This is a genomic window from Curtobacterium sp. PhB128 (genome assembly GCF_004340725.1).
Lineage (GTDB): Bacteria > Actinomycetota > Actinomycetes > Actinomycetales > Microbacteriaceae > Curtobacterium.
On sequence record NZ_SLUR01000008.1, the window covers coordinates 24,764 to 48,681 of the forward strand.

At 71.8% G+C, this 23,918-nt stretch carries 26 protein-coding genes; 13 read left to right on the forward strand and 13 right to left on the reverse strand.

The features are described from left to right. Positions 1-65: 65 nt before the first annotated feature. The 7 genes from hemQ (at position 66) to EDF23_RS14030 (ending at position 6,662) form a co-directional block, all read left to right on the forward strand. Positions 66-809, forward strand: coding sequence for a hydrogen peroxide-dependent heme synthase (hemQ, locus tag EDF23_RS14000; protein ID WP_228505515.1), 744 nt, complete (start codon positions 66-68; stop codon positions 807-809). After that, complete coding sequence (locus EDF23_RS14005) at positions 806-2,041, forward strand: ferrochelatase (protein WP_123294509.1); 1,236 nt, start codon at positions 806-808, stop codon at positions 2,039-2,041. The genes hemQ and EDF23_RS14005 overlap by 4 nt, the downstream gene beginning before the upstream one ends. Beyond that, positions 2,038-2,997 (forward strand): hydroxymethylbilane synthase, encoded by a 960-nt coding sequence (gene hemC, locus EDF23_RS14010; RefSeq protein WP_131880877.1) that lies wholly within the window; start codon positions 2,038-2,040, stop codon positions 2,995-2,997. Before EDF23_RS14005 ends, hemC begins: the two co-directional genes overlap by 4 nt. Before the next feature lie 35 nt (positions 2,998-3,032). Beyond that, on the forward strand, positions 3,033-3,749 hold the full coding sequence (locus tag EDF23_RS14015) for a uroporphyrinogen-III synthase (RefSeq protein ID WP_279388210.1): 717 nt from the start codon (positions 3,033-3,035) through the stop codon (positions 3,747-3,749). Then, complete coding sequence (gene hemB / locus EDF23_RS14020) at positions 3,746-4,801, forward strand: porphobilinogen synthase (protein ID WP_279388204.1); 1,056 nt, start codon at positions 3,746-3,748, stop codon at positions 4,799-4,801. The genes EDF23_RS14015 and hemB overlap by 4 nt, the downstream gene beginning before the upstream one ends. Then, complete coding sequence (gene hemL / locus EDF23_RS14025; protein WP_131921988.1) at positions 4,798-6,129, forward strand: glutamate-1-semialdehyde 2,1-aminomutase; 1,332 nt, start codon at positions 4,798-4,800, stop codon at positions 6,127-6,129. The genes hemB and hemL overlap by 4 nt, the downstream gene beginning before the upstream one ends. Positions 6,130-6,197: 68 nt before the next feature. Then, positions 6,198-6,662, forward strand: coding sequence for a DIP1984 family protein (locus EDF23_RS14030; protein WP_123339224.1), 465 nt, complete (start codon positions 6,198-6,200; stop codon positions 6,660-6,662). Positions 6,663-6,888: 226 nt separating this feature from the next. Here the strand turns inward: EDF23_RS14030 and EDF23_RS14035 are convergent, their stop codons facing one another. The 5 genes from EDF23_RS14035 to EDF23_RS14055 all read right to left on the reverse strand — a co-directional run bounded on the left by EDF23_RS14035 (position 6,889) and on the right by EDF23_RS14055 (position 11,419). Continuing rightward, a complete protein-coding gene (locus tag EDF23_RS14035) occupies positions 6,889-7,482 on the reverse strand; it encodes a hypothetical protein (RefSeq protein WP_131921989.1) in 594 nt (197 codons plus the stop codon). Positions 7,483-7,624: 142 nt separating this feature from the next. Beyond that, a complete protein-coding gene (locus EDF23_RS14040) occupies positions 7,625-8,455 on the reverse strand; it encodes an ATP-binding cassette domain-containing protein (RefSeq protein ID WP_243648929.1) in 831 nt (276 codons plus the stop codon). A gap of 19 nt (positions 8,456-8,474) precedes the next feature. Next, positions 8,475-9,182, reverse strand: coding sequence for a GntR family transcriptional regulator (locus EDF23_RS14045; RefSeq protein WP_123294516.1), 708 nt, complete (start codon positions 9,180-9,182; stop codon positions 8,475-8,477). An 88-nt stretch (positions 9,183-9,270) separates the two neighbouring features. Next, the gene (locus tag EDF23_RS14050) at positions 9,271-10,248 is read right to left on the reverse strand and encodes an MDR family oxidoreductase (protein WP_131880885.1); all 978 of its coding nucleotides are present in this window, start codon (positions 10,246-10,248) and stop codon (positions 9,271-9,273) included. Positions 10,249-10,390: 142 nt separating this feature from the next. Beyond that, complete coding sequence (locus EDF23_RS14055) at positions 10,391-11,419, reverse strand: 6-phosphofructokinase (RefSeq protein WP_111083779.1); 1,029 nt, start codon at positions 11,417-11,419, stop codon at positions 10,391-10,393. An 88-nt stretch (positions 11,420-11,507) separates the two neighbouring features. Here EDF23_RS14055 and EDF23_RS14060 point away from each other — a divergent pair, with 88 nt between their 5' ends. After that, positions 11,508-12,524, forward strand: coding sequence for a DNA-3-methyladenine glycosylase 2 family protein (locus tag EDF23_RS14060; RefSeq protein ID WP_243648930.1), 1,017 nt, complete (start codon positions 11,508-11,510; stop codon positions 12,522-12,524). A 96-nt stretch (positions 12,525-12,620) separates the two neighbouring features. Here the strand turns inward: EDF23_RS14060 and EDF23_RS14065 are convergent, their stop codons facing one another. From EDF23_RS14065 to EDF23_RS14075, 3 genes are all read right to left on the reverse strand, one after another. After that, positions 12,621-13,478: an NAD-dependent epimerase/dehydratase family protein gene (locus EDF23_RS14065; RefSeq protein ID WP_131921990.1), complete on the reverse strand. Its 858-nt coding sequence runs from the start codon at positions 13,476-13,478 to the stop codon at positions 12,621-12,623. 71 nt (positions 13,479-13,549) lie between these two features. Then, a complete protein-coding gene (locus tag EDF23_RS14070) occupies positions 13,550-14,560 on the reverse strand; it encodes a TerC family protein (RefSeq protein ID WP_131921991.1) in 1,011 nt (336 codons plus the stop codon). Positions 14,561-14,668: 108 nt separating this feature from the next. Further along, on the reverse strand, positions 14,669-15,001 hold the full coding sequence (locus EDF23_RS14075; RefSeq protein ID WP_131921992.1) for a hypothetical protein: 333 nt from the start codon (positions 14,999-15,001) through the stop codon (positions 14,669-14,671). A gap of 74 nt (positions 15,002-15,075) precedes the next feature. Here EDF23_RS14075 and EDF23_RS14080 point away from each other — a divergent pair, with 74 nt between their 5' ends. From EDF23_RS14080 to EDF23_RS14090, 3 genes are read left to right on the forward strand one after another with little or no spacing between them, the layout of a single operon-like run. Continuing rightward, entirely contained in the window at positions 15,076-15,765 is a 690-nt protein-coding gene (locus tag EDF23_RS14080) for a YceI family protein (protein WP_131921993.1), read from the forward strand. Continuing rightward, positions 15,762-16,277 (forward strand): sigma-70 family RNA polymerase sigma factor, encoded by a 516-nt coding sequence (locus tag EDF23_RS14085; RefSeq protein WP_123294523.1) that lies wholly within the window; start codon positions 15,762-15,764, stop codon positions 16,275-16,277. Before EDF23_RS14080 ends, EDF23_RS14085 begins: the two co-directional genes overlap by 4 nt. Continuing rightward, positions 16,274-16,981 carry a zf-HC2 domain-containing protein gene (locus EDF23_RS14090; RefSeq protein WP_131921994.1) on the forward strand — a complete coding sequence of 236 codons (708 nt, stop codon included), beginning with the start codon at positions 16,274-16,276 and terminating at the stop codon, positions 16,979-16,981. The genes EDF23_RS14085 and EDF23_RS14090 overlap by 4 nt, the downstream gene beginning before the upstream one ends. A gap of 145 nt (positions 16,982-17,126) precedes the next feature. Here EDF23_RS14090 and EDF23_RS14095 read toward each other — a convergent pair whose 3' ends face one another. After that, positions 17,127-17,603 carry a MarR family winged helix-turn-helix transcriptional regulator gene (locus EDF23_RS14095; protein WP_131921995.1) on the reverse strand — a complete coding sequence of 159 codons (477 nt, stop codon included), beginning with the start codon at positions 17,601-17,603 and terminating at the stop codon, positions 17,127-17,129. A 153-nt stretch (positions 17,604-17,756) separates the two neighbouring features. Between EDF23_RS14095 and EDF23_RS14100 the strand changes: the two genes are divergently transcribed. Beyond that, positions 17,757-18,017 (forward strand): DUF4190 domain-containing protein, encoded by a 261-nt coding sequence (locus tag EDF23_RS14100; protein WP_165901134.1) that lies wholly within the window; start codon positions 17,757-17,759, stop codon positions 18,015-18,017. A 79-nt stretch (positions 18,018-18,096) separates the two neighbouring features. Next, positions 18,097-21,669 (forward strand): bifunctional proline dehydrogenase/L-glutamate gamma-semialdehyde dehydrogenase, encoded by a 3,573-nt coding sequence (locus EDF23_RS14105; protein ID WP_131921997.1) that lies wholly within the window; start codon positions 18,097-18,099, stop codon positions 21,667-21,669. 15 nt (positions 21,670-21,684) lie between these two features. Here the strand turns inward: EDF23_RS14105 and EDF23_RS14110 are convergent, their stop codons facing one another. The 4 genes from EDF23_RS14110 to EDF23_RS14125 form a co-directional block, all read right to left on the reverse strand. Beyond that, complete coding sequence (locus tag EDF23_RS14110; protein WP_123339214.1) at positions 21,685-21,882, reverse strand: hypothetical protein; 198 nt, start codon at positions 21,880-21,882, stop codon at positions 21,685-21,687. Between the two features lie 10 nt (positions 21,883-21,892). Continuing rightward, complete coding sequence (locus EDF23_RS14115; RefSeq protein WP_131921998.1) at positions 21,893-22,435, reverse strand: dihydrofolate reductase family protein; 543 nt, start codon at positions 22,433-22,435, stop codon at positions 21,893-21,895. A gap of 92 nt (positions 22,436-22,527) precedes the next feature. Further along, positions 22,528-22,869, reverse strand: a complete 342-nt coding sequence (locus tag EDF23_RS14120; RefSeq protein WP_131844960.1) for a hypothetical protein — start codon at positions 22,867-22,869, stop codon at positions 22,528-22,530. Then, positions 22,866-23,861 (reverse strand): SDR family oxidoreductase, encoded by a 996-nt coding sequence (locus EDF23_RS14125; protein ID WP_131921999.1) that lies wholly within the window; start codon positions 23,859-23,861, stop codon positions 22,866-22,868. Before EDF23_RS14125 ends, EDF23_RS14120 begins: the two co-directional genes overlap by 4 nt. Positions 23,862-23,918 lie beyond the last annotated feature (57 nt).

The window sequence follows — 23,918 nt, forward strand, 5'->3', positions numbered from 1 at the left end:
CGCCCGAGCGCGGTCCACCGGGTGCGGGGCGGCCACAACCCTGGCAACCGATAGGACAAGGACCCATGAGTTCCGACGCGCCCGCTCCTGCAACCGCGCACACCTCTCCGCACGAGACCGACCCCGCGACGGGGATCGATCCCAACCTCATGACGGCGTACGCCCTCTGGGCCGTGTTCCGCAGGCCGCTCGGCCCGGTCCACCGCGTCGGTGACGACGCCGTGGCCGAGCTCGACGCCGTGGTCGCGTCCGCCGCTGAGCGCGGGGTGACCGTCCGTGGCTTCTACGACGTCTCCGGCTTCCGTGCCGACGCCGACGTCATGATCTGGCTGCACGGCGACGACGCGCAGGTCATCCAGGCCGTGCTGCGCGAGATCCGCCGCACCGGGCTGTTCCAGGACACCGAGCCGGTGTGGCACGTCATGGCGATGCACCGCGAAGCCGAGTTCAACAAGCGGCACACGCCCGCGTTCCTGCGTGGCAAGGACCCCGAGGCGTGGATCACGGTGTACCCCTTCGTCCGTTCCTTCGAGTGGTACCTGCTGCCCGAGGACGAGCGCTCGAAGATGCTGCGCGACCACGGGATCGCCGGCGCCAAGTACCGCCGCGTCCTGACGAACACCATCGCCACCTTCGCCCTGAGCGACTACGAGTGGATCCTGCCGCTCGAGAGCCCCGAGCTCGTCGACCTCGTCGACCTCATGCGCGACCTGCGTGCCACCGAGGCCCGTCTGCACGTGCGCGAAGAGGTCCCCTTCTTCACGGGTCGTCGCGTGACGACCGCCGAACTCCCGGAGGTGCTGTCATGACCGACACCAGCCTGATCACGAACGGTCAGCCCGTCCTCGCCGCCACCCCCGCGGCCGCTTCCGGCCCGGAGCACGTCGAGGTCCCGACCGCGTACGACGCGATCCTGCTCGCCGGCTTCGGTGGCCCCGAGGGCCAGGACGACGTCATCCCCTTCCTGCGCAACGTCACCCGCGGCCGCGGCATCCCCGACGAGCGGCTCGAAGAGGTCGCGCACCACTACCGGCACTTCGGCGGCGTGAGCCCGATCAACGCGCAGAACCGCGCGTTGAAGGCGGCGCTCGAGGCCGAGTTGGCCTCGCGCGGCATCGACATGCCGGTGCTCTGGGGCAACCGCAACTGGGAGCCCTACCTGGAAGGCGCCTTCACCGAGGCCGCCGACAAGGGCTACAACAAGCTCATCGCGATCGCCACGAGCGCCTACTCGTCGTTCTCGAGCTGCCGCCAGTACCGCGAGGACTACGCGCGCGTGCTCGACGAGACCGGTCTGCTCGGCACCATCGAGATCGACAAGATCCGGCAGTTCTTCGACCACCCCGGCTTCGTCCGCCCGTTCGTCGACGGCGTCCGTGACGGCATGGCGAAGGCCATCGCCGAGAACGACGGCCTCGACGTCGCGACCGAGCTGCACGTGCTGTTCTCGACCCACTCGATCCCGTCGACCGACGCTGCGAAGTCCGGCCCGGACTACCGCGGCTTCGACGAGCACGGCGCCTACGAGGCCCAGCACCTCGCCGTCGCGCAGGTCGTCCTCGACCAGGCATGGGCGGAGCTGCTCGAGCAGCCCGAGCACGCGCACCTGCAGGGCACGTCCAAGCCCGCGTGGAAGCTCGTCTACCAGTCGCGCTCCGGCCCCCCGACGCAGCCGTGGCTCGAGCCCGACATCAACGACTACATGAACGAGGAGCTCAAGGGCGGCTCGACCCGCGCCGTGCTCATCGTCCCGCTCGGTTTCGTGAGCGACCACATGGAGGTCATGTGGGACCTCGACGAGGAAGCCACCGAGACCGCGCAGGAGCTCGGCTTCTGGTCGGTCCGCACGCAGACCCCCGGTGTCGACCCGGCCTACGTCTCCGGTCTCGTCGACCTGGTGCTCGAGCGCGTCAACGGCACCCCCACCAGCGAGCGTCCGCACCTGACCGACATCGGCCCCTGGTACGACGTCTGCCGCCCGGGTTGCTGCGAGAACGTCCGCGCCGGCTTCAAGCCCGCCGCCGCTGGCGTCGCTCCGTGACCGACGCACCGACCCCGATCCGGCTGGGCACCCGCGCCAGCCGGCTCGCGGTCGCGCAGTCGCAGGACGTCGCCGACCGCCTGGCAGCGGCGTCCGGTCGCCCGGTCGAGCTCGTCACCGTCACGAGCGAGGGCGACACGAACCGCGCCTCGCTCGCGTCGCTGGGGGGCACGGGTGTGTTCGCCAGCGCCCTGCGTGAAGCCCTGGTCGCCGGCGAGGTCGACGTCCTGGTGCACTCGCTCAAGGACCTGCCGACCGCGCCGTACCCGGGCCTGACGATCGCGGCCGTGCCGAAGCGTGCCGACGCCCGCGACGTCCTCGTGGCGCGGAACGGCGCGACCGTCGAGAGCCTGCCCGAGGGGGCGAAGGTCGGCACGGGCTCACCGCGTCGCGTCGCGCAGCTCAAGGCGAAGCGCCCCGACCTGGACGTCATCGACATCCGCGGCAACATCGACACCCGGCTCGGTCGCGTCGACGACGACCTCGACGCCGTCGTGCTCGCCGCCGCCGGGCTCACCCGCATCGACCGCCTGTCGGCCGCCACCGAACTGCTCGACCTCGGTTTCTGGCCGAGTGCTCCGGGGCAGGGCGCGCTGGCGATCGAGACCCGTGCTGCTGAGACCGACACGAACCTGCTCGCCGCGCTGCGCAAGATCGAGCACGCCCCGACCCGCCTGACGGTGTCGGCCGAGCGCGAGGTCCTGGCGAAGCTCGAGGCCGGCTGTTCCGCCCCGATCGGTGCGACCGCGGTCGTGGACGCCGAGCTCCTGCTCGTCTCCGCCACCGTCTACAGCCCCGACGGCGCCGAGTACCGCACGGCGTCGCACGCGGCGGTGCTCGAGGGATCCGCGCAGGACCGTCTCGCCGAAGCACTCGAGGTCGGTGGCCGCGTGGCCGCCGAGCTGCTCGAGAACGGTGCCGGCGACCTGGCGGACCTCACCGACTCGGTGAAGTAGAGCCCGTCACGGACACGCCCGCTCCCGTCGTAGTCATCCCCCGGGGTGGCGCGTGGGGCGAGCGCGTCGCGACGGCGGCTCGGCAGCGCGGGCTCGACCCGCGGGTCGTCCCGCTCATCACGACCGAGCCGCCGCTCGACAGCGGCCCGCTCGACCGTGCCGTCGCCCGCGTGGCCGGGTACGCGTGGGTGGTGGTGACCAGTGCGACGGCCGTGACGGTGCTCGCAGAACGCGTGGCGGGCCTCCTGTCCGGTGTCCGCGTTGCGGCGGTCGGTGAGCCGACCGCCCGTGCCGCGCGTGCTGCGGGCTGGGTCGTCGACCTCGTGCCGGAGCAGGCCTCGGCCGCTGCCCTCGTCGACGCGCTGCCGGACACCGACGGCACCGTGCTCTTCCCGCGCTCCGAGATCGCCGCGCCGACCCTCGTCGACGGACTGCGGGCCCGCGGCATCGACGTGGACGACGTGGTCGCGTACCGTACCGTGGGGACCGGCGACGAGCCGATCACCCTCGACGCGGTGCCCGACGCGGTGCTCGTGACGAGCGGCAGCGTCGCCCGCGAGATCGCCCTCCGGATGACCCCGCTCGACCCCCGCACCCTCGTGGCCTGCATCGGCCCCGGAACCGCCGCCGACGCGCGCGCGGCCGGACTGCCGGTCCACGTCGTCGGACCCACCCGGTCCGCAGAAGCCCTGCTCGACGCCGTCGTCGAGGCCCTGAACCCCACCGCCCCCGAACAGGAAGGCCACCCGTGACCGGCCGTTTCCCCCAGGTCCGCCCCCGTCGACTCCGCGCCACCCCCGCGATGCGACGGCTCGTCGCCGAGACCCGGCTGCACCCCGCCGAGCTCGTGTTGCCGATGTTCATCCGCGAAGGCGCCACCGACGCCGTCGACATCTCGAGCATGCCGGGCGTGCAGCAGCACTCGCTCGACTCGTTCCGTCGCGCACTCGTCGAGGCCGCGGAGGTCGGGATCGGCGGCGTGAACCTGTTCGGCGTCCCGACCACGAAGGACGCCACCGGTTCCGGCGCGACCGACCCCGACGGCATCCTCAACGTGGCCATCCGCGTGGCGAAGGAAGAGGTCGGTGACGACCTGGTCGTGCAGTCCGACCTGTGCCTCGACGAGTTCACCGACCACGGCCACTGCGGCGTCCTGGCGGCGGACGGCTCCGTCGACAACGACGCGACCCTGCTGCGGTACCGCGACATGGCCGTCGCGCAGGCCGAGGCTGGCGCCGAACTGGTGTGCCTGAGCGGCATGATGGACGGCCAGATCGCCGCCGCGCGTGACGCGCTCGACGTCGCCGGGCACACCGGCACCGCGCTGCTGGCCTACGCGGCCAAGTACGCCTCCGCCTTCTACGGCCCCTTCCGCGAGGCCGTGTCGTCGTCGCTCGTCGGCGACCGGCGGACCTACCAGATCGACGCCGCCAACGGTCGTCAGGGGCTGCGCGAGGTCGCGCTCGACGTCGACGAGGGTGCCGACGTCGTCATGGTGAAGCCGGCGATGAGCTACCTCGACGTGCTCGCCGAGACCGCTGCGACGTCGCCCGTGCCGGTCTGGGCCTACCAGATCTCCGGCGAGTACGCGATGATCACGGCAGCCGCGCAGAACGGCTGGATCGACCGTGACGCCGCCGCGATGGAGTCGCTCATCGGCATCAAGCGTGCCGGCGCCGACGCGATCCTGACCTACTTCGCCGTCGACATCGCGCGGAAGCTCAACCAGGAGGCCGGTCTCCGCACCTCCGGCACCACCGCCGCTGTCGCCGGCATCGCCTCGACCGGGAAGGCCCCCGAATGACCACGAACGACCAGCTGTTCGGCCGCGCCAAGAACGCGATCCCCGGCGGCGTGAACTCGCCCGTCCGTGCCTACGGATCGGTGGGCGGCACCCCGCGCTTCCTGGTGTCGGCGAAGGGCGCGTACGTCACCGACGCCGAGGGACGCGAGTACGTCGACCTCGTGGCGTCGTGGGGGCCCGCGATCCTCGGACACGCACACGCCGGCACCGTCGAGGCCGTGCAGCAGGCCGCCGCGCGCGGACTGTCCTTCGGCGCCTCGACCCCGGGCGAGACCGAGCTCGCCGAGCTCGTGAAGCAGCGGGTGTCGGTCGACGGTGACGGCCCCATCGAGAAGCTCCGCATGGTCTCCACCGGCACCGAGGCCACGATGACGGCGATCCGGTTGGCCCGCGGCTACACCGGCCGCGACCTGCTCGTGAAGTTCGCCGGGCACTACCACGGGCACTCCGACTCCCTGCTCGCCGAGGCCGGTTCGGGTGTCGCCACCCTGGCCCTGCCGGGCAGCGCGGGCATCACCGAGGAGACCGCGGCGCAGACCCTGGTGCTGCCGTACAACGACCTCGACGCCGTCCGCCGCGCGTTCGACGAGCACTCCGAGCGCATCGCCGGCGTCATCGTCGAGGCCGCCGCGGCGAACATGGGCGTGCTCGCCCCCGAGCGCGGGTTCAACCGTGCGCTCGCGCAGATCGTGCAGGCGCACGGGGCGCTGCTCATCGTCGACGAGGTCCTGACCGGGTTCCGCGTCGGGTCGGCCGGCTGGTGGGGCCTCGAGGCGTCGAAGGTCGTCCCCGACGGCGCCGGGTGGAAGCCGGACCTGATCACGTTCGGCAAGGTCATCGGTGGCGGCATGCCCCTCGCCGCGCTCGGCGGCCGACGCGAGGTCATGGACTTCCTCGCCCCGCTCGGCCCCGTGTACCAAGCGGGCACCCTGTCCGGCAACCCGCTCGCGGTCGCCGCCGGCATCGCCACGCTCCGAGCCGCGACGCCGTCGGTGTACGAGTCGCTGAACCGCACGGCGTCGGTCATCTCCGCGGCCACGTCGGACGCACTGTCGGCCGAGGGCGTCGCCCACACCGTGCAGCGCGCCGGCAACCTGTTCTCGTTCGCCTTCACGGACACCGCACCGCGGAACTACGACGACGTGCGGGCACAGGACGTGTTCCGGTACGCCCCGTTCTTCCACGCGATGCTCGACGCCGGGGTGACCCTGCCGCCGAGCGTGTTCGAGGCGTGGTTCGTCACGGCCGCCCACGACGACCGGGCCGTCGGACGGATCCTCGACGCCCTGCCCGCCGCGGCGAAGGCAGCGGCCGCCGCGGCGGCGTAGGCAGGAGCCGCCGCGGCGGGATAGGGGTCGGTGCTCCGTGCCGGAGCCTCGGCTGGTTGACTGGCCGCATGCAACTCGCCGAGGCCCTGATCGAGCGCGCCGACCTGCAGAAGCGCATCGAACAACTGCGCGGCCGCATCGCCGCGAACGCCCGCTACCAAGAGGGCGAGGAGCCCGACGAGGACGCCCGCGAGCTCCTCGCCGAGGCCGAACGGTCGATCGACGCGCTCGAGGTCCTGCTCGCCCGCATCAACGCGACGAACGCCAGCACCACCGTGGCGTCCGGACAGACCGTCACCGCACTGCTCGCCCGACGCGATGCCCTCCGGCTGCGGCACGCGCTCGTCACCGGAGCGGCGGACGCCACGGCCGGCACGAACGGCGGTTACCGACAGCTCCGCAGTGAACTCCGCACGTTCGCCGCGCTGCCGACCGCCGAGCTCCGGTCGCGGGCCGACGCCCTGGCGAAGGAGATCCGCGAACTCGACGCGGTCGTCCAGCGCACCAACTGGGAGGTCACCCTGGTCGACTGAGCAGCGGGCGGTGCGTCGGTAGACGGACCGGGGCGGGTACGGACCCGACGACCGGCGGGCAACCCGGTCACCTGTCGGCGCAGTGGGCAGCGCCATGGCGAGAGCCGTGCACATCGCAGCCCAGCACGTCGCACCAGGTACGGTGCACACCGCACCACGCACAACCGCGTACCGACCGGACCGACGAGGGCGGGACAGGGGACAGCACCGCCCCACCCTCGACGGGTCAGGAGCAGTCGGCCTTGGTGAAGGTCGTGTCGAGCGTCTTCGAGGTGCCGTCGAACGCGTAGGTGTACCGCATGTCGACGCCCTCGTCGAGGAGGTCCTTGGTGTCGCTGTTCGAGCAGAGCGTCGGGCCGACCGAGTCGCGGATGGCGCTCTCGGTGATCGACGCCGGGTCGACGCTGGACGACACCGTGTAGTCGTAGTGGATCGCGTTGCCCTCGGCCTCGACGCCCGTCCACGACGTCACGGAGTCGACCTGCTTCGGCAGGTCGCTCTGCTCGCGGATCTGCACGACGGCCTTCGAGACCTTCTCCTCCGTCGAGTCGCTGAACGCGGCGGTGAGCGCCTGGCGGACCAGGAACGCGACGACCACGGCGACGACGACGCCGAGCAGCGAGATCAGGACGCGCTTGCCACGGGACTGCTTGGGCGGCGGGGCGTACGGAGCGCCGGCGGGAGCGGGCTGCGCGTACGGCTGCTGGCCGGGCTGCTGCTGCGCCCAGGGCTGCTGGCCCGGCTGCTGCGGACCGGGCTGCTGTGGGCCGGCGTTCGGCTGCGGCTCGGACCCCGGGTAGGGCGGCGGCGTGGTCGTCATGGTGTTCCCCCTCGTTGCGGTGCGCGGCCTGACACCGTCGTCCGGCATCGGGTCCCTCCCCGAAGCGGGCCGCGGACACCTGAGCAACCATCCAAGCACAGGCCGGAGCGCCGCAACGCGCCTGTCCGGCCCACGCGACGCGTCAGGCGGAACGGCGAGCTGCCCAGCGCCCCTCGGAGCGCAGGATCGCGAGCGGGAAGTCGAACGCGTGCGACACCGCCGACGACGTGATGACCTCGTCCGCCGTGCCCTGTGCCACCACGGCACCGTCACGGAGCAGCATCGCGTGCGAGGTCGACACCGGCAGGTCCTCGAGGTGGTGCGTGACCATGACGCTGCCGAGCTCGGGGTGTCGGTGCCGCAGCGCGTCGACGGTCTCGAGCAGGTGCTCGCGCGCGGCGACGTCGAGCCCGGTCGCTGGTTCGTCGAGCAGCAGCAACTGCGGCTCGGACATCAGCGCCCGGGCGATGAGGGTCCGTCCGCGTTCGCCCTGGGACAGCACGGGCCAGCGTGCGTCGCGTCGTGCGGCGAGCCCGACGTCGGCGATGTGCTGCTCGGCCAGTGCGACCTGCGCGGCCGTGGGCTCCCACCGCATCATGAGGTCGGTGGTGCCGGTCAGGCCCGTCAGCACCGTCTCGAGCACGGTGAGCGGGGAGAGCATCCGGTGCCGCGGGTCGACGTGGCCGATGTGCTCACGCAGCTCGCGGACGTCGACGCGTCCGAGGCGTCGGCCGAGCACCTCGACCGTGCCGGCGGTGGGGTGGCCCGTCGCGCCGAGCACCGCGAGCAGCGTCGACTTGCCGGCGCCGTTCGGCCCGAGGAGCGCCCAGTGCTCGCCCCGCCGGACCGTCAGGTCGACGTCGTGCAGCAGGTCGCGGCCGGAGCGCGTCACACGGACGCCCTCGGCACGGAGCAGGACGTCGTCGGCGCGGAACTGGGCGCCCGCGGCGCGGAACTGGTCGGTGTCGGTCACGACTCCATCGTGGCCGACGTCAGCGCCGTTCGGTGCCGTCGGCCAGCGCGCCGCCCTCGGCGACGAACGCGCGGGCCTGCACGGTGTGCTCCTCGACGGTGCTGCTGAGCGAACGGATCACCGCGGCCGCTGCTTCGCCGTCTCGCTTCGAGATCGCCGCACGGAGCGGGTCGACGAAGTGCTTGACGTCCCAGAACATGCCGCTCTGGTGGGTCAGGGCGAGGAAGTTCGCGCGGGGCAGCAGCGAGGTCGACAGCTGGACAAGCAGGTCGTTGTCCGCCGCACCGATCAACTGGGTGACGACCGCGCCGACCTGCGTCGAGACGTCGCCGGCGCGCTCCTGCTCGGCGGCAGTGCGCAGGGCTTCCAGCGTGTCGACGAGGCGTGTGGCCGCTGCGTCGTCGAGCTTCGGGACGGCCCAGCGGGCGGCGAGCTCCGTGACGCCGGCGAGCACCTGGATGGTGTCGTCGAACTGCTTGGCGGTGGGCGACGCGACCCGGGTGTACCGGTTCGCCTCCATCTCGACCAAGCCGTAGTCGACGAGCTTGGCGATCGCCTCACGGATGGGCGTGCGACTGACGCCGAGCCACTGGACCAGTTCGTCGTCGTTGAGCCGTTCGCCGGCCTGCAGCGTGCCGTCCTGGATCGCGGCCAACATCTTCTCGAGGACCACGTCGCGGAGCAGCTTGCGCGGCGAGTTCTCGACGGTCGACTTGGGTACCGGCATGACGGACTCCTCGTATCACGGACGTTTGGTATCCAAACCCTAACGTGTCAATATGCAATCGTTTGCGGAATAACAGCATCCCAGAACATCAGCCACGCACGTCGACCACCGTGCGTCCGTGCACCCGACCGGCGACCACCTCGGCGCCGATCTCGATCGCCTGCTCCGGGGTGACGGTCCGGGTGACACCCGCCAGCAGCGCCGGGTCGAGGTCGGTCGCCAACCGCTCCCACGCTCGGTGCCGCAGTTCCGACGGGGCGTCCACCGAGTTGATGCCGAGCAGCGACACCGCACGCAGGATGAACGGCAGCACCGTCGTCGGCAGCGCGGAGTCCTGCGCGAGCCCGCACGCCGTGACGGCTCCACCCCACCGGGTGCCGGCCAGCACGTTCGCCAGGGTGGCCCCGCCGACGCTGTCCACGGCGCCGGCCCACGCGGCACGCTGCATCGGCTTGCCGGGCTCGGACAGGGCACCCCGGTCCACGACCTCGGTCGCGCCGAGGCGTCGGAGCGAGGCCTCGTTGGTGCTCCGTCCGGTCGACGCGGTCACCTCGTACCCGCGCGCGGCGAGCAGGGCGATCGCCACCGTCCCCACCCCGCCGGACGCACCCGTGACGAGCACCGGCCCGGCACCGGGCTCGACGAACCGTTCGAGCGCGAGCACGCTGAGCATCGCCGTGAACCCCGCCGTGCCGATCGCCGCCGCGAACGAGTCCTCGATCGCCTCGGGCAGGACCACGAGGGAACCGGACGGCACCACGGCGTGCTGCGCCCAGCCACCGTGCCGGGTCTCACCGAGCCCGGCACCGTTCAGCACGATGCGGTCGCCGATCGAAACGTCGTGCACACCCGGTCCGAGCGCCGACACGGTCCCGACGACGTCGATGCCGGGCACGAGCGGGTCGACCCGCGCGACGCCGGGGTTCCTGGCGAGGGCGAGGCCGTCCTTGTAGTTGACGCTCGAGTACGTGACGTCGACGAGGGCTTCGCCCTCGGTCGGATCGGGCAGGTCGACGTCGGCGACGGTGGGCGGGGCTGAACTGGACACGACTACGGCGCGGGTCATGCGCCGGACGCTACCCCGGGCCTCCCGGCCAGCGGTCCGTTCTTTCCCAGAACGCGTGCGATCCCTGGCGGAACCGGGCGTACCGGGCCGGAAAAAACGACCAGGTACGCCCGAAACGGCCAGGTACGCGTGCAGCGAGCGCTCATCCGAACATGATGGCGGCCTCGTCGAAGCGCGCCTGCGGCACGGTCTTCAACTCGCCGAGCGCCTCGTCGAACGAGACGTGCACGATGTCGGTGCCCTTCAGGGCGACCATCCGGCCCCATCGTTCCTCGACCACCGAGTCGATGGCCGCCAGGCCAAGCCGCGTCGACAGCACCCGGTCGTACGCGGTCGGCGTTCCGCCGCGCTGGATGTGCCCGAGGGTCGTGGCACGCGTCTCGATACCCGTCATCTCCTCGATGAGCGGCGCGAGGCGCTCGCCGATGCCACCGAGCCGCGGACGCCCGAAGGCGTCGAGCCCGCGCTCGGTGTGCGCGTTGTCCTCGTGGTCGGGGACGAAGCCCTCGGCCACCACGACGAGCGGTGCACGCCCGCGGTCGTAGGCGGCACGCACCCACTTCGCGATCTGCTCCATGCTCGTCTTCTGCTCCGGGATCAGGATCGCGTGCGCGCCCGCGGCCATGCCGGAGTGGAGGGCGATCCAGCCGACGTGCCGGCCCATGACCTCGGCGACCATGCAGCGGGAGTGCGACTCGCCGGTGGTGCGGAGGCGGTCCATCGCTTCCGTCGCGATCGCGACGGCGGTGTCGAAGCCGAACGTGTAGTCGGTGGCGCCCAGGTCGTTGTCGACCGTCTTCGGGACGCCGACGATCTTCAGCCCGGCGTCGGTCAGGCGCTTCGCCGCGGCGAGCGTACCCTCGCCGCCGATCGCGACGATGGCGTCGATGCCGTGGCGGTCCAGGGTCTTCGAGATGTTCTCGACGCCGCCGTTCGGGCCCTCGAAGGGGTTCGTGCGGCTGGTGCCGAGGATCGTGCCGCCCTGCTTCGCGATGCCCTGGATGTCCTTGCGGCCGAGCGGGACGATGTCGCCGTCGACGACGCCGCGCCAGCCGTCCCGGAACCCGACGAACTCGTGGCCGTGGATGGCGATGCCCTTGAGGACGATCGCGCGGATGACCGCGTTCAGACCGGGGCAGTCGCCTCCGGAGGTGAGGATGCCGATGCGCATGGGAACTCCGTCGTCGGGTGGTGCGGGTGGGGGTCGTGGGGGACTGCGACCATCATGACTGACGGTGGTTGCGCATTACCATCCCGGTGTGACCCTGCTCGACTCCACCTCGTCGTCCGGCGACGCGTCCGGCGATGCGTCCGCCGGTGCGTCCGGCGACGCGTCTGGTGCTCCTGGTGCGTCCGTCGATGCGTCTCGCGTCGACACCGTGTACCGACCGGGAGGCCCGGTGAACGTCACGTCGACCCTGCGGCCCCTGCAGCGCGGCTCCGCCGACCCCGCCTACAAGGTGGTCGGGTCGGTCGTGTGGCTCGCCCTGCGGACGCCCACCGGCCCCGCTGCCGTGGCGATCCGGCCGGCTGGCGTCACCATCGCGGTCTCGGCCTGGGGCGACGGCGCTGCGTGGGCGGTCGAGCACGCGCCGGAGCTGCTCGGTCGCGGCGACGACTGGGACGGGTTCGACGTCTCCGGGCACGCGTTCCTCGCTGCCGCCCGACACCGGCAGCCCGGACTCCGGCTGCTCCGGACGAACACCGTCGTCGCGATGCTCGTGCCGGCGATCATGGAGCAGAAGGTGACCTCGCGGCAGGCGTGGGGCGCGTGGCGGTACCTGCTCCGCCGGTACGGCACGCCCGCGCCGGGTCCCGCGCCGGACGGTCTCATCGTGCCGCCGACGGCCGACGAGTGGGCGCGGATCCCGAGCTGGGAGTGGCACAGGGCCGGCATCGAGCCCGGACGGTCGGCGACGGTGATGCGCGCGGTGCGTGTGGCTCCGGCGCTCGAACGGACGCTGACGCTCGGTCGCGGCGGTTCGGTCGTGTCAGCGCGGCTCCAGTCGATCCCCGGCATCGGGAAGTGGACGGCTGCCGAGACCGCGCAGCGCTCCCACGGCGACCCCGATTCGCCGAGCGTCGGGGACTTCCACGTCCCCGCGCTGGTCGGGTGGGCGCTGACCGGGGGACCGGTCGACGACGACGGGATGCTCGAGCTGCTCGAGCCGTGGCGGGGGCACCGGGAGCGGGTCGTGCGGCTGATCGGCGGCTCGGGGTTCCGGAAGCCGTCGTTCGGGCCGCGGCTCACGATCCAGGACCACCGCGGGCACTGAGCGGTCGCGCGCTGCTCGCTTTCGTCCGCACCTGTTTCGCGACACGACACCAGGTGATCACGTGGTGTCGTGTCGGAGAACCGGTGTCGCGCCGGGTCAGGGGTGACGGACGCCCTCGCCGGCCAGCACGGCGCGGTAGCCCTCGCGGAACGTCGGGTACTGCGGCGCCCAGCCGGTGGACCGGAGCAGCGCGTTCGACAAGCGCTTGTCACCACCGGACTGCCGGGCACCGCCGTCACCGGTGACGGGCTCGGGAACGCCGAGCTCGTCGGCCAGGAACCGCAGCACGTCGTCGAGGCGGCTCGGTTCGTCGTCGGTGCCGAGGTACGTCGGCGCCGGGTCCTCCACGGTCGCCAGGTGCACGAGCGCGGCGGCGGCGTCGTCGCGGTGGATCCGGTTCGTGTGCGGCGAGGCACCCGGAGCCAACCGGGCCGAACCGGAGCGGACCTGGTCGATCAGACGCTCACGACCCGGACCGTAGACACCGGACAGCCGCACGAGCACGGCGTCGGGAGCACGGTCGCGCAGCAGTGCCTCGGCCTCGACCAGGACCTCGGCGGTCGGGGTCGCACCGTGCGCCGGGGTGTCCTCGGTCACCTCGCTGCCGTCGTCGACGTCGTACACCGCGGTCGACGACACCACGAGCAGGCGTGGATCGGCGTCCGAGGCGTCGATGCCATCGAGCACGTTCCGCAGGCCGTCGACGTAGGTGGCGCGGTACTCGTCGACGTCACGGCTGCCCGCGGCGAAGGCCACGACGACGACGGAGGTGTCGGCGGGGATCTCGGGGACCTCGTGCCGCAGGTCGGCGCTGCGGCCGGTGATCGGGGCCGGGACCAGTTCGGCGCGGCGTCGGAGGCCGATCACGTGGTGTCCCTGCTGCGCGAAGCGGAGGCCGGCTTCGGTCCCGAGGTCGCCGCAGCCGGCGATCACGACGGTGTCGTTGTTGTGCACCCGTCGACCTTGGCACGGGCAGCTGGTGGACGCTCCAGCGCCCGGCCTGCTGCCGCTCAGAGCGCCTTCCGTCAGTCCGAGGTGCGAGCGGGTTCTTCGTCCTTCGCCTCCACGCCGTCGTGGCGCATCCGCACGACGCTGGCCAGGGTCGACAGCGCCATCGCGGCGATGATCACGATCAAGGAGACCCACGTGTTGATCTCCGGCGCCCACTCGATGTGCTCGCCGCCGTTCAGGAACGGCAGCTCGTTGTCGTGCAGTGCGTGCAGGACGAGCTTCACACCGATGAACGCGAGGATCACCGCGATCCCGTACTTCAGGTAGACGAGCCGCTCGAGCAGGCCGCCGAGCAGGAAGTACAGCTGCCGCAGACCCATCAGGGCGAAGACGTTCGCGGTGAACACGATGAACGGGCTCTCGGTGATGCCGAAGATCGCCGGGATCGAGTCGAGTGCGAACAGCAGGTCGGTGGTGCCGATGGCGATCAGCACGATCAGCAACGGGGTGAAGTGCCGCACGCCGTCGTGGGTGGTCCGGAACTTCATGCCGTCGAACGTGTCGGTGAGGCGCACGCGACGGCGGAGCAGCCGGACGATGAAGCTGTCCTTCTGGTCGTCGTCATCGTCCTCGCCGCGGAGCTGCTGGATCGCCGTCCAGATCAGCCAGGCGCCGAAGATGTAGAAGATCCACGAGAAGTTCTCGATGAGCTGGGCGCCGACGAGGATGAAGATGCCGCGCAGCACGAGCGCGATGATGATGCCGAGCATCAGCACCTCTTGCTGGATCTTCTTCGGCACCGAGAACCGCGCCATGATGATGACGAAGACGAACAGGTTGTCGATGCTCAGGCTGTACTCGGTGAGCCAACCGGCCAGGAACTCACCCGCCGAGTCGCCGCCCGCGAACACGAGCATCAGGACCGCGAAGACCAGCGCGAGCCCCACGTAGACGCCCACCCACGTCGCCGACTCGCGCAGCGTCGGCACGTGCGGCCGGCGCGCGACGATGAGCAGGTCGGCGAGCAGGATCGCGACGATCGCGATCAGCGAGCCGACTTCGAACACGACGGGGAGTTCGGGCATCTGGTGCGTTCCTTGCTGGTGAGGGCGGGCACTCGAGCACGGCCGGGCTCGGGTGCTGTCCCCTCTAGTGTCGGGGACGTTCGCGCGCTGAGCGACCGCGTCCCGCGTTCAGCGACCGGGGCCGTCGATCGGTGGGCGCGGTGGGAACGGCCGTCGTGCGACCCAGATCTGTACTCCGACGAGCACACCGAGCATCCCGCCGAAGCACAGGAACACCCATCCGGCCGCCGGGTGGCCGCCACTGATGAAGACCGCACCGATGACGAACCCCGCTGCGGCTCCGAGCCCGTGGAACACCAGCGAGACCACCGTCCAGCCCGGACTCGCGTTCATCGACAGCTGAGCGTCCCGGACCCATCCCGCATCCCGCGTGCGCCGGAGCACGACGACCGTCGTGGCGATCGAGACGCCGACGGCCACCAGCAGCATGACCAGTTCCACGGCGCATCGACCTCCTCCGGCATCGTCGTCACGTCGACGATGAACGATCCAGCCTGCCACCTCGTTGACCGGGTATGGGACTCCGCACACGCACCAAGGTCATCATCGGCATCTCCACCGGCGTCGTGGTCATCGCGGCCGCCGCCGTCATCGCCGGTCCGTCCATCTACGCGAGCACCGTCAACGGACAGGCCGCCGCAGCTCCCTCCCTGGAAGCGACGTCGTCGGCCAGCCTCGACGCAGCGGACGCCGACGGCACCTGGACCAGCACGAAGACCTCGTACGCCGGCTACCGGGTGCACGAGGTCCTGCAGGGGAATGATGTGAACGTGGTCGGACGCACGAAGGACGTCGAGGGCACCGCCGAGGTCGACGGCGGCTCCCTCGCGACGGCGACGGTCACGGTCCAGGTCGCGAAGATCTCAACGCCCGAGTCCGCGCGCGACGCCTACTTCCGGGACACCGCGCTGGAGACGGACAAGTTCCCGACGGCGACGTTCACGCTGACGAAGCCCGTCGACGTCTCGAAGGCGCTCGACGGCAGCACGCAGGACGTCACCCTGACCGGCACGATGGACCTGCACGGCGTCACGAAGGCCGTCACCGCCGACGCGCAGGTGGCGGTCGGCACGGGAGGCACCGTCCAGGTCGCCGGCTCGGTGCCGATCACGTTCGCCGACTACGGCGTGAAGGCTCCCTCGCTCGGCTTCGTCACCGTGGACGGGAAGGGCTCCGTCGAGTTCTCCCTCGACCTGCAGAAGTGACCGTGTCGAGTCGTTCCGCCGACGAGCTGCTCGCGACGCTGTACCGCGAGCACGGTGACGCGCTCACCCGGTACGTCCGGCACCTGACGCGGGACGGCTCGGCGGTCGAGGACGTCGTGCAGGAGACCATGGTCCGCGCCTGGCAGCGCCCAGCGGTGCTGGAACGCGCGCCGGACAGCGCCCGCGCCTGGCTGTTCACGGTCGCGCGGAACCTGGTCGTCGACGACGCGCGATCAGCTCGGAACCGCCGGGAGTTCGGCACCGAACACCCCGTCGACCGCGCCGAGTCGGACCGCACCGACGCCGTGCTCGACCGCATCGTCGTGGCCGACGCGCTCGCATCGCTCTCCCCGGACCACCGCCGCGTGGTCGTGGACGCCTACTGGCTCGGCCACACGGTGCCGGAGATCGCACGACGACACGACATCCCCGAGGGCACCGCGAAGTCGCGGTTGCACTACGGGCTGCGAGCCCTGCGGCTCGCACTGCAGGAACGAGGAGTGACCCGATGAGCGACGACCGGCACGCAGAGTGGGACGCGGCGTACGTGCTCGGGTCCCTGAGCCCGGACGAGCGGCTCGAGTACGAGCAGCACCTGGAGACCTGCGACCGTTGCACGGCCGCCGTCGCCGAGCTGGTCGGCCTGCCCGGGCTGCTCGCCAAGCTGCCGGCCGACCAGGCGATCGAGATCGCCGAACCGGACGGGAGGCCCGACACCGGTTCCGAGAGCACCCTCGCCTCGGTCGCGCACCGCGTTCGACACCGTCGCCGCCGTCGCCGGGTCTGGGTCGCCGCCACCGCGGGGCTCGCGGTGGTCGCTGCCGTCCTGGGCGGACTCGCCGTCGGCACGGCGGGGGACCGCGGCTCGGTGCAGGCCGGTCGTGACGTCTCAGCATCGGCGACCGCGGACCGCTACGACATGACCGGCGCCCAGGGGCTCGACGTCGACCTGGCCGTCAGCGGTGAACAGTGGGGCACCCGCTTCGACTGGGGTTGCTCCTACGGCGGCAAGGAGTGGGCGGCGGACGGCTCGGTCATGTACGACCTGGTCGTGGTGCGGTCGGACGGCACCGCGCAGATCGTCGGCTCGTGGACGGCCGCAGGCGAGGACGCGAAGGGGCTGTCGGCGTCGACGGACATCCCGCGCGACGACATCGCGAGCGTGCAGGTGCGGCTCCGTGGCGAACAGGGAGCCCTCGCCGTCGTCGACCTCTAGCTCCCGTCCCGCCCCGCCGCCCGCCCGCCCCCGAGCCCCCGAGGTTCCGAAATCTCGGCATCTCGGCGCAGCTCAGGGGCGTTCGTGGAACCTCGGCGCTCCCCGGACGGCGAGTCGTGGAACCTCGGCGGACGTGCGGGGGCAGCTAGCCCGAGACGGCCTCGTCCGACACGTCGGGGCCGATCGCGTCCTGGACGCGCGCGCTGACGGACCGGAGGATGTCCGCGTCGGTCCCCACGGGCCTCCAGAACAGGTCTTCCAGCGCACCGGTGTGCGCGCGGATGCCGGCGAGCACCGCGCGGCGGCCGTCGGGGGTCATCTCCACCCAGCTGCCGCGGCCGTCGGTCGGGCAGTCGGCGCGTCCGACCAGGCCGCGGGAGACCATCCGTGTGACCTGGTGACTGACGCGCGACTTCTCCCAACCGATGCCAGCGGCGATGTCGCGGACGCGCAGCCGGTGGTCCGGCTCGCGCTGCAGCCCGATCAGGATCTCGAACTCGGGGATGGAGATGCCGGCGCCCGCCTGGACGGCCTGGTCGAGCGCTCGGTCGAGGCGTCGCCAGACGTCGTGGTAGGCGTCCCACGTCGCCCAGTCGTGGCCATCGTTGCCCTGCGTCGACATGCCGACCAGCGTATCCACCGTGGGGACCGACCGACCCCGCCGCCGCGTCTTTCATCCGTCCGGATGACCCGAACGGGGCGCTGCGGAGCGATCCGCACGGCCCGTACGATGACCGGGCCGTGCAGCGCTCGGCGCGACGAGACAGGAACCCGCATGACGAACCCGTACGCACAGCCGCCGATCACACCGGTCCGCCCGACGAACACCCTGGCGATCATCGCGCTCGTGCTGGGGTTCGTGGTGCCCATCGGCGGGGTCGTCGTGGGGCTCATCGCGCTGCCGCAGCTGCGGCGGACGGGCGAGGCCGGACGCGGTCTCGCGATCACGGGCATCGTCGTCGGCGCGGTCATCTCCGTCTTCACGGTGCTGCCGCTGCTGCTCATGCTGCCGGAACTGATCCGGGTCTTCGGCTGACGTCATCCCCCAGGACGGTTCCGAGCCGACGTGCGGCGCGCTCCAAGGTGAGGTCGGAGGTGCGGCATACGATCGGAGCATGCCGAGCGCCCGCCTCCAGGACTGCACCGACGACGCCGTTGCGCTGGTCCGCAAGTGGCTGGCGGCGTCCGCCGGGGCGAAGCCGGACGCCGGTGCCGCCCGTCTCGCCGAGGCCCTGCGCGACGAGCGTGGCCTCGACTTCACGCGCAGCTTCGTCGACAAGGTCATCCGCCCCGAAGACCCCCGGGTCGCGGCCCGCAACCTCGAGCAGGTCAGCCGCGACGTCCCCGACTTCCTCGCCTGGTACCTGCGCGGTGCGGTGACCCTCGGCGGCGGGTTCGCGACGATGGCGCCGTGGGCGGTCATCCCCACCGCACGGCGGATCCTGCGCCGGATGACCGGCCACCTGATGATCGACGCGAGCACGGCGAAGCTCGGTCCGGCGCTCGCCAAGGTCGGTGGGCCGGGCACCCGGCTCAACGTGAACCTGCTCGGCGAAGCCGTGCTCGGCAGCGCTGAGAGCGACCGTCGGCTGCAGGGGACGATGGACCTGCTCGCCCGCGACGACGTCGACTACGTGTCGATCAAGGTCAGCTCGGTCGTGCCGCAGATGTCGATGTGGGCGTTCGACCAGACGGTCGAGCGGGTCGTCGACCGGCTCGTGCCGTTGTACCGGCTGGCGGCGGCTCCGCTGGCCTCCGGCGGTCAGGCGAAGTTCATCAACCTGGACATGGAGGAGTACCGCGACCTCGACGTCACCCTCGCGGTGTTCCGGACCCTGCTCGACCGTGACGAGTTCGCGGGGCTGCAGGCCGGCATCGTGCTGCAGGCCTACCTGCCCGATGCCGCCGGGGCGCTCGAGTCCCTGACGACCTGGGCGCAGGAACGCCGGGCCCGGGGTGGCGCTCCGATCAAGGTGCGGCTCGTCAAGGGCGCGAACCTGGCGATGGAGCACGTCGACGCGATCGTGCACGACTGGCCGCTCGCGACCTGGGGCAGCAAGCGCGAGACCGACTCCGCCTACCTGCGGCTGCTCGACGCCGCGCTGACCCCGGAGCGCACCGACGCCGTGCGCATCGGGGTCGCCGGCCACAACCTGTTCGACCTGGCGACCGCGTGGGTGCTCGCCCAGCGCCGCGGGGTGACCGACGCGGTCGACGTCGAGATGCTGCTCGGCATGGCGTCCACGCACGCCGACGCCGTCCGCGCCGACGTCGGACAGATCCTGCTCTACACACCCGTCGTCCAGCCGGACGAGTTCGACTCCGCGATCGCGTACCTCGCCCGCCGCCTGCAGGAGAGCTCGAGCCCCGAGAACTTCATCGCCGCGGCGTCCGACATCGACCACGACGCCAGCGTGTTCGACCGCGAACACGGCCGGTACCTGGCGTCGGTCGCGGCACTCGACGAGCCGGTGCACGCGACGCACCGCACCCAGGACCGCCACCGGGCACTCGGCGAACCGGTGCTGCGCGACGCGTTCCGGAACGCCCCGGACACCGACCCCGCCGTCCCCGCCAACCGTGCGTGGGCGCTCGACGTCCTGCGCCGGGTACCGCGCTCGCAGCTCGGCGCGCAGACGATCCGCGGGGCCAAGGTGGCCGACCGCTCCAAGCTCGAACGGATCATGGCCCGCACCGCGCAGGCCGGCGTCAACTGGGGGCGGCAGGACCCCTCCGACCGTGCTGAGCTCCTCGACCTGATCGGGCACGAGCTCGAGACCCGCCGCGCCGACCTGATCGAGGTGATGGCGGCGGAGACCGGCAAGACGTTCTCCGAGGCTGACACCGAGGTCACCGAAGCCGTCGACGCCGCCCACTACTACGCCGAGCGCGCCCGCCGCCTCGGCGACATCGAGGGTGCCCGCTACGTCCCGCCACGCCTGACGGTCGTCGTGCCGCCGTGGAACTTCCCCGTCGCGATCCCCGCCGGTGGGGTGCTGGCGGCGCTCGCCGCGGGCAGCGGAGTCGTGCTCAAGCCGGCACCCGAGGCGAAGCGCAGTGGTGCGCTGCTGGCCGACGTACTCTGGGACGCCGGCGTGCCGCACTCGTTGCTGCAGCTCGTCGACCTGGCCGAGGACGAACTCGGCCGTGACCTCGTCGGACACCCCGCAGTCGACCGCATCATCCTGACCGGTTCGGCCGACACCGCGCGATCGTTCCGCTGGTGGCGCGCCGGTCTGCCACTGAGCGCCGAGACGAGCGGCAAGAACGCGATCGTCGTCACGCCGAGCGCCGACATCGACCTCGCGGTGCAGGACATCGTGCAGTCCGCCTTCGGCCACGCCGGCCAGAAGTGCTCGGCGGCGTCCCTGGTCGTCCTGGTCGGCACGGTCGGCGAGAGCGAACGCTTCCGTCGGCAGCTCGTCGACGCCACGCGCACGCTCCGGGTCGCCTGGCCCGACGACCCCACCGCCCAGGTCGGCCCGGTCATCGCCGAGCCCGAGGGCAAGCTGCGGCAAGGGCTCACCGAGCTCGGGCCGGGGGAGTCCTGGCTCGTGCAGCCGACGGCCCTCGACGACTCCGGGCGGCTCTGGTCACCCGGCATCCGTGACGGCGTCCGGCCGGGCAGCGACTTCCACCAGATCGAGTACTTCGGTCCGGTGCTCGGCATCATGCGCGCCGAGACGCTCGAGCAGGCGATCGCGATCCAGAACGGCACGGACTACGGCCTGACGGCGGGGATCCACTCGCTCGACGCCGACGAGGTGGCGGACTGGCTGGCGAGCGTGCGCGCCGGCAACCTGTACGTGAACCGCGGCATCACCGGTGCGGTCGTCGGCCGGCAGCCGTTCGGCGGCTGGAAGCGGTCGTCCGTGGGCACGGGCACGAAGGCGGGCGGACCGATGTACGTCGCGACGCTCGGCCGGTGGGAACCGGTCCCGCGCACGGTGCACAAGAGCATCCAGCTGCACGGTCTCCCGCCGCGCGTGACCTCGGTGATCGAGGCCGCACGCAGCGGCTTGTCGTTCGAGGAGTTCGACCAGGTGCGGGCCGGTGCGCTCAGCGACGTCCGTGCGCGCGAGGAGCTGTACGGCGGCTCGCACGACCTGTCGGGGCTCGTGGTGCAGCGGAACGTGCTGCGCCACCGACCGCAGTCCGTCATCGTGCGGCAGGCCGAGGACGCCTCGGCGGGCGACCTGGTCCGCGCGCTCGTCGCTGCCACGGCTGCACGCGCCCACGTCCTGCTCAGCACCGCCCGCCCGTTGCCCGGCCCGCTCAGTCAGCTGCTGGCCTCGAGTCGGTCGCCGCTGGACGTCGTCGACCACCTGGTCGAGTCGGACCAGGACTTCCACGCCCGCGCTTCGTCCGGCGCCGTGTTCCAGGCGAACTGGACGAGTGGTGAGGACGACGAACCCGTCGACGCACTCGGGGACATGCTCGCGCAGGGGCAGGACCGACCCGTGCACACGGCGTTCGGCGGCCCCGGAGCTCGGATCCGGCTCATCGGTGGCGATGCCCTGGCGCTCGAGGAGGCCCTCGGGGCGAGCATCGACGTCGCGATCCACGACGCACCCGTCGTCGAGGCCGGGTTGATCGAGATGCTCCCGTTCATCCGTGAACAGTCGGTCTCCATCACCGCGCACCGGTTCGGGGACGTCGACGCGGACTTCGCTGACCTGCGCGTCTGACGTCCCCGGCTCGGGTCAGTCCTCGGTGTCGCCTGCTTCTTCGTCCTCGACGCCGGTCTCGTCCATCCGGTCACGCAGGTGGTCGGCCATCGCTCCGGCGCCCTCGCCGTGGTGGTCGTGGTCGACCTGTTCGATCAGGCCGTGCAGCTTCTCGTGGTTCGTGGCCTCGTTGGCGCCGTCCATGACGGGCTCGGTCTGCTCGTTGTCGCTCATGGCTCGGACGCTACGCCGGGGTTGCTGCGGACCGGTAGTGCAGCTCGACGGCACCGCCGGTGAACGGCGTCGTCCCGACCAGCTCGAACACCTGGGTCGGTGCCGCGACCGGTAGCAGCGGCGCACCGGCGCCGAGCGCCACCGGCATCACGGTGACGCGGAGCTCGTCGAGCAGCCCTGCTTGCTGGTACTGCGCCGCGAGCAGTCCGCCGCCGACGACCCAGACGTCGCGCTCGCCGGCGGCCCGTTCGAGGTCGGCCTGGTGGTCCGCGACCTCGCCCGACACGAAGTGCACGTCGGCGCCGTCCGGCACCGGCAGGTCACGCGTGGTGAACACCCACGTCGCCAGGTCCGGGTACGCCCACGTGTCGTCGTGCTCGAGCAGCCACTCGTACGTGGTCGAGCCCATGACGATCGCGCCGATGCCCGCGAAGAACCGGTCGTGGTGCTCCTGGAACGGCTCGAAGCCGAACTGCAGCAGCCAGTCGAGGTCGTCGTCCGGTGCAGCGACGAAGCCGTCCAGCGAGGACGCGACGGAGTAGGTGGTACCCATGCCCCGGACGCTACCGAGCACCCCCGACAGATGTCAGCGCCGCCCGCCGTCAGCGCCGTCAGCGCCGTCAGCGCCGCCCGCCGTCAGCGCCGTCAGCGCCGGCTGCCCCGACCGACGACGGCGACCTCGGCGACGGTGAGCACCGTGGCGATCCACACCTGCTGCAGGGCGAACCCGCGGCGTCGTGGGTCGAGGGCGAGCGGCACCATCGTCACGCCGTGCACCGCGTCGACGGCTGCGCTCAGCGTGTGTGCGTTCCCGGTGCCCGTGCGTGCGACGAGGGCGGCCTGCACGAGCTGCCGGACGCCGAGCACGCCGTGCAGCACGGCCTGGTCGCGACCACGAGCCGCTCGGCCCAGGTGCCACAGGCCGAGTCCGGCCCGGCACAGCTCGACGACGGCTGCACCCCGCACCGACGATCCGTGGCGGCTCATCGTCGTCGTCCGGCCACGAGTGCGACGGCCCCGGCCGCGCCGAGTGCCGCCCCGATGATGCCGTTGCCGATCCGTCGGTGTTCCACCCACCAGGTCTGCGGCGACCAGGCGTGTGCGGACTCGTCGAACACACCGTGCGCGCCGTGGTCGCCCGGCACCGGCTCGTACAGGTTTTCCTGCAGCTCCTGCCCGTCCTTGTCGGGCGCCTGCTGCCCGGAGACGAGCGTCTTGGCGGCGTACCAGTCGGCGAAACGCCCGCTGATCCGGTTGCCGAGGATCGTGTAGACGGTCGACTCGCCGACCCAGGTGCGACGGCGCGGCCGCTCGGCCACGGCAGCGATCGCGCGGGCACCGACCTCGGGCTGGATGATCGGGGCGACCGGCTGCGGGTGGTGCGGCAGCTTCGACTTCACCCAGCCGAACTGGATCGTGTTCAGGGCGGGCATGTCGACCCGCGACACCTTCACCTTGCTGCCCTGTTCGAGCAGCTCGGAGACGACGGACTCGGTGAACCCGACGATCGCGTGCTTCGCGCCGCAGTACGCGGCCTGCAGCGGGATGCCCCGGAAGCCGAGTGCTGAGCCGACCTGGACGACGTGTCCCTGGCCGCGGGGCACCATCCGGGAGAGCGCGGCACGGGTCCCGTTGACGAAGCCGAGGTAGGTCACGTTGAGCGCCCGCTCGAAGTCCTCGGGCGCGGTGTCCAGGAACTTGCCGAACACCCCGACCATCACGCCGTTCACCCACAGGTCGATCGGCCCGAGTTCCTGCTCGACGCGGTCGGCCGCGGCCTCGACGGCCTCGCGGTCGGACACGTCGGCGACCAGGGCCAGCCCGCGACGCCCCGCGGCCTCGACCTCGGCGACCGCGGCGTCGACGCCGTCCCGTCCGCGGGCGAGGACGGCGACGTCCCACCCCCGCGCGGCGAGCTCCCGGACGGTCGCACGCCCCAGTCCTGCGGATCCACCGGTCACCACTGCCACTCGAGTCATGGCTCACTTGTACCTGCGGCCGACCATGCACCACTCAGCCGGTGTCCCCCGACGGCC

Coding starts and splice junctions, on each gene's coding strand:
- EDF23_RS14045 (WP_123294516.1), bottom strand. CDS start 9,182: ATGCCGGTACCCAAGTCGACCGTCGAGAACTCGCCGCGCAAGCTGCTC.
- EDF23_RS14125 (WP_131921999.1), bottom strand. CDS start 23,861: ATGACTCGAGTGGCAGTGGTGACCGGTGGATCCGCAGGACTGGGGCGT.
- EDF23_RS14105 (WP_131921997.1), top strand. CDS start 18,097: ATGCCGAGCGCCCGCCTCCAGGACTGCACCGACGACGCCGTTGCGCTG.
- EDF23_RS14035 (WP_131921989.1), bottom strand. CDS start 7,482: ATGACGACCACGCCGCCGCCCTACCCGGGGTCCGAGCCGCAGCCGAAC.
- EDF23_RS14095 (WP_131921995.1), bottom strand. CDS start 17,603: ATGTCGACGCAGGGCAACGATGGCCACGACTGGGCGACGTGGGACGCC.
- EDF23_RS14005 (WP_123294509.1), top strand. CDS start 806: ATGACCGACACCAGCCTGATCACGAACGGTCAGCCCGTCCTCGCCGCC.
- EDF23_RS14110 (WP_123339214.1), bottom strand. CDS start 21,882: ATGAGCGACAACGAGCAGACCGAGCCCGTCATGGACGGCGCCAACGAG.
- EDF23_RS14120 (WP_131844960.1), bottom strand. CDS start 22,869: ATGAGCCGCCACGGATCGTCGGTGCGGGGTGCAGCCGTCGTCGAGCTG.
- hemL (WP_131921988.1), top strand. CDS start 4,798: ATGACCACGAACGACCAGCTGTTCGGCCGCGCCAAGAACGCGATCCCC.
- hemQ (WP_228505515.1), top strand. CDS start 66: ATGAGTTCCGACGCGCCCGCTCCTGCAACCGCGCACACCTCTCCGCAC.
- EDF23_RS14090 (WP_131921994.1), top strand. CDS start 16,274: ATGAGCGACGACCGGCACGCAGAGTGGGACGCGGCGTACGTGCTCGGG.
- EDF23_RS14080 (WP_131921993.1), top strand. CDS start 15,076: ATGGGACTCCGCACACGCACCAAGGTCATCATCGGCATCTCCACCGGC.
- EDF23_RS14050 (WP_131880885.1), bottom strand. CDS start 10,248: ATGACCCGCGCCGTAGTCGTGTCCAGTTCAGCCCCGCCCACCGTCGCC.
- EDF23_RS14030 (WP_123339224.1), top strand. CDS start 6,198: ATGCAACTCGCCGAGGCCCTGATCGAGCGCGCCGACCTGCAGAAGCGC.
- EDF23_RS14100 (WP_165901134.1), top strand. CDS start 17,757: ATGACGAACCCGTACGCACAGCCGCCGATCACACCGGTCCGCCCGACG.
- EDF23_RS14070 (WP_131921991.1), bottom strand. CDS start 14,560: ATGCCCGAACTCCCCGTCGTGTTCGAAGTCGGCTCGCTGATCGCGATC.
- EDF23_RS14055 (WP_111083779.1), bottom strand. CDS start 11,419: ATGCGCATCGGCATCCTCACCTCCGGAGGCGACTGCCCCGGTCTGAAC.
- EDF23_RS14115 (WP_131921998.1), bottom strand. CDS start 22,435: ATGGGTACCACCTACTCCGTCGCGTCCTCGCTGGACGGCTTCGTCGCT.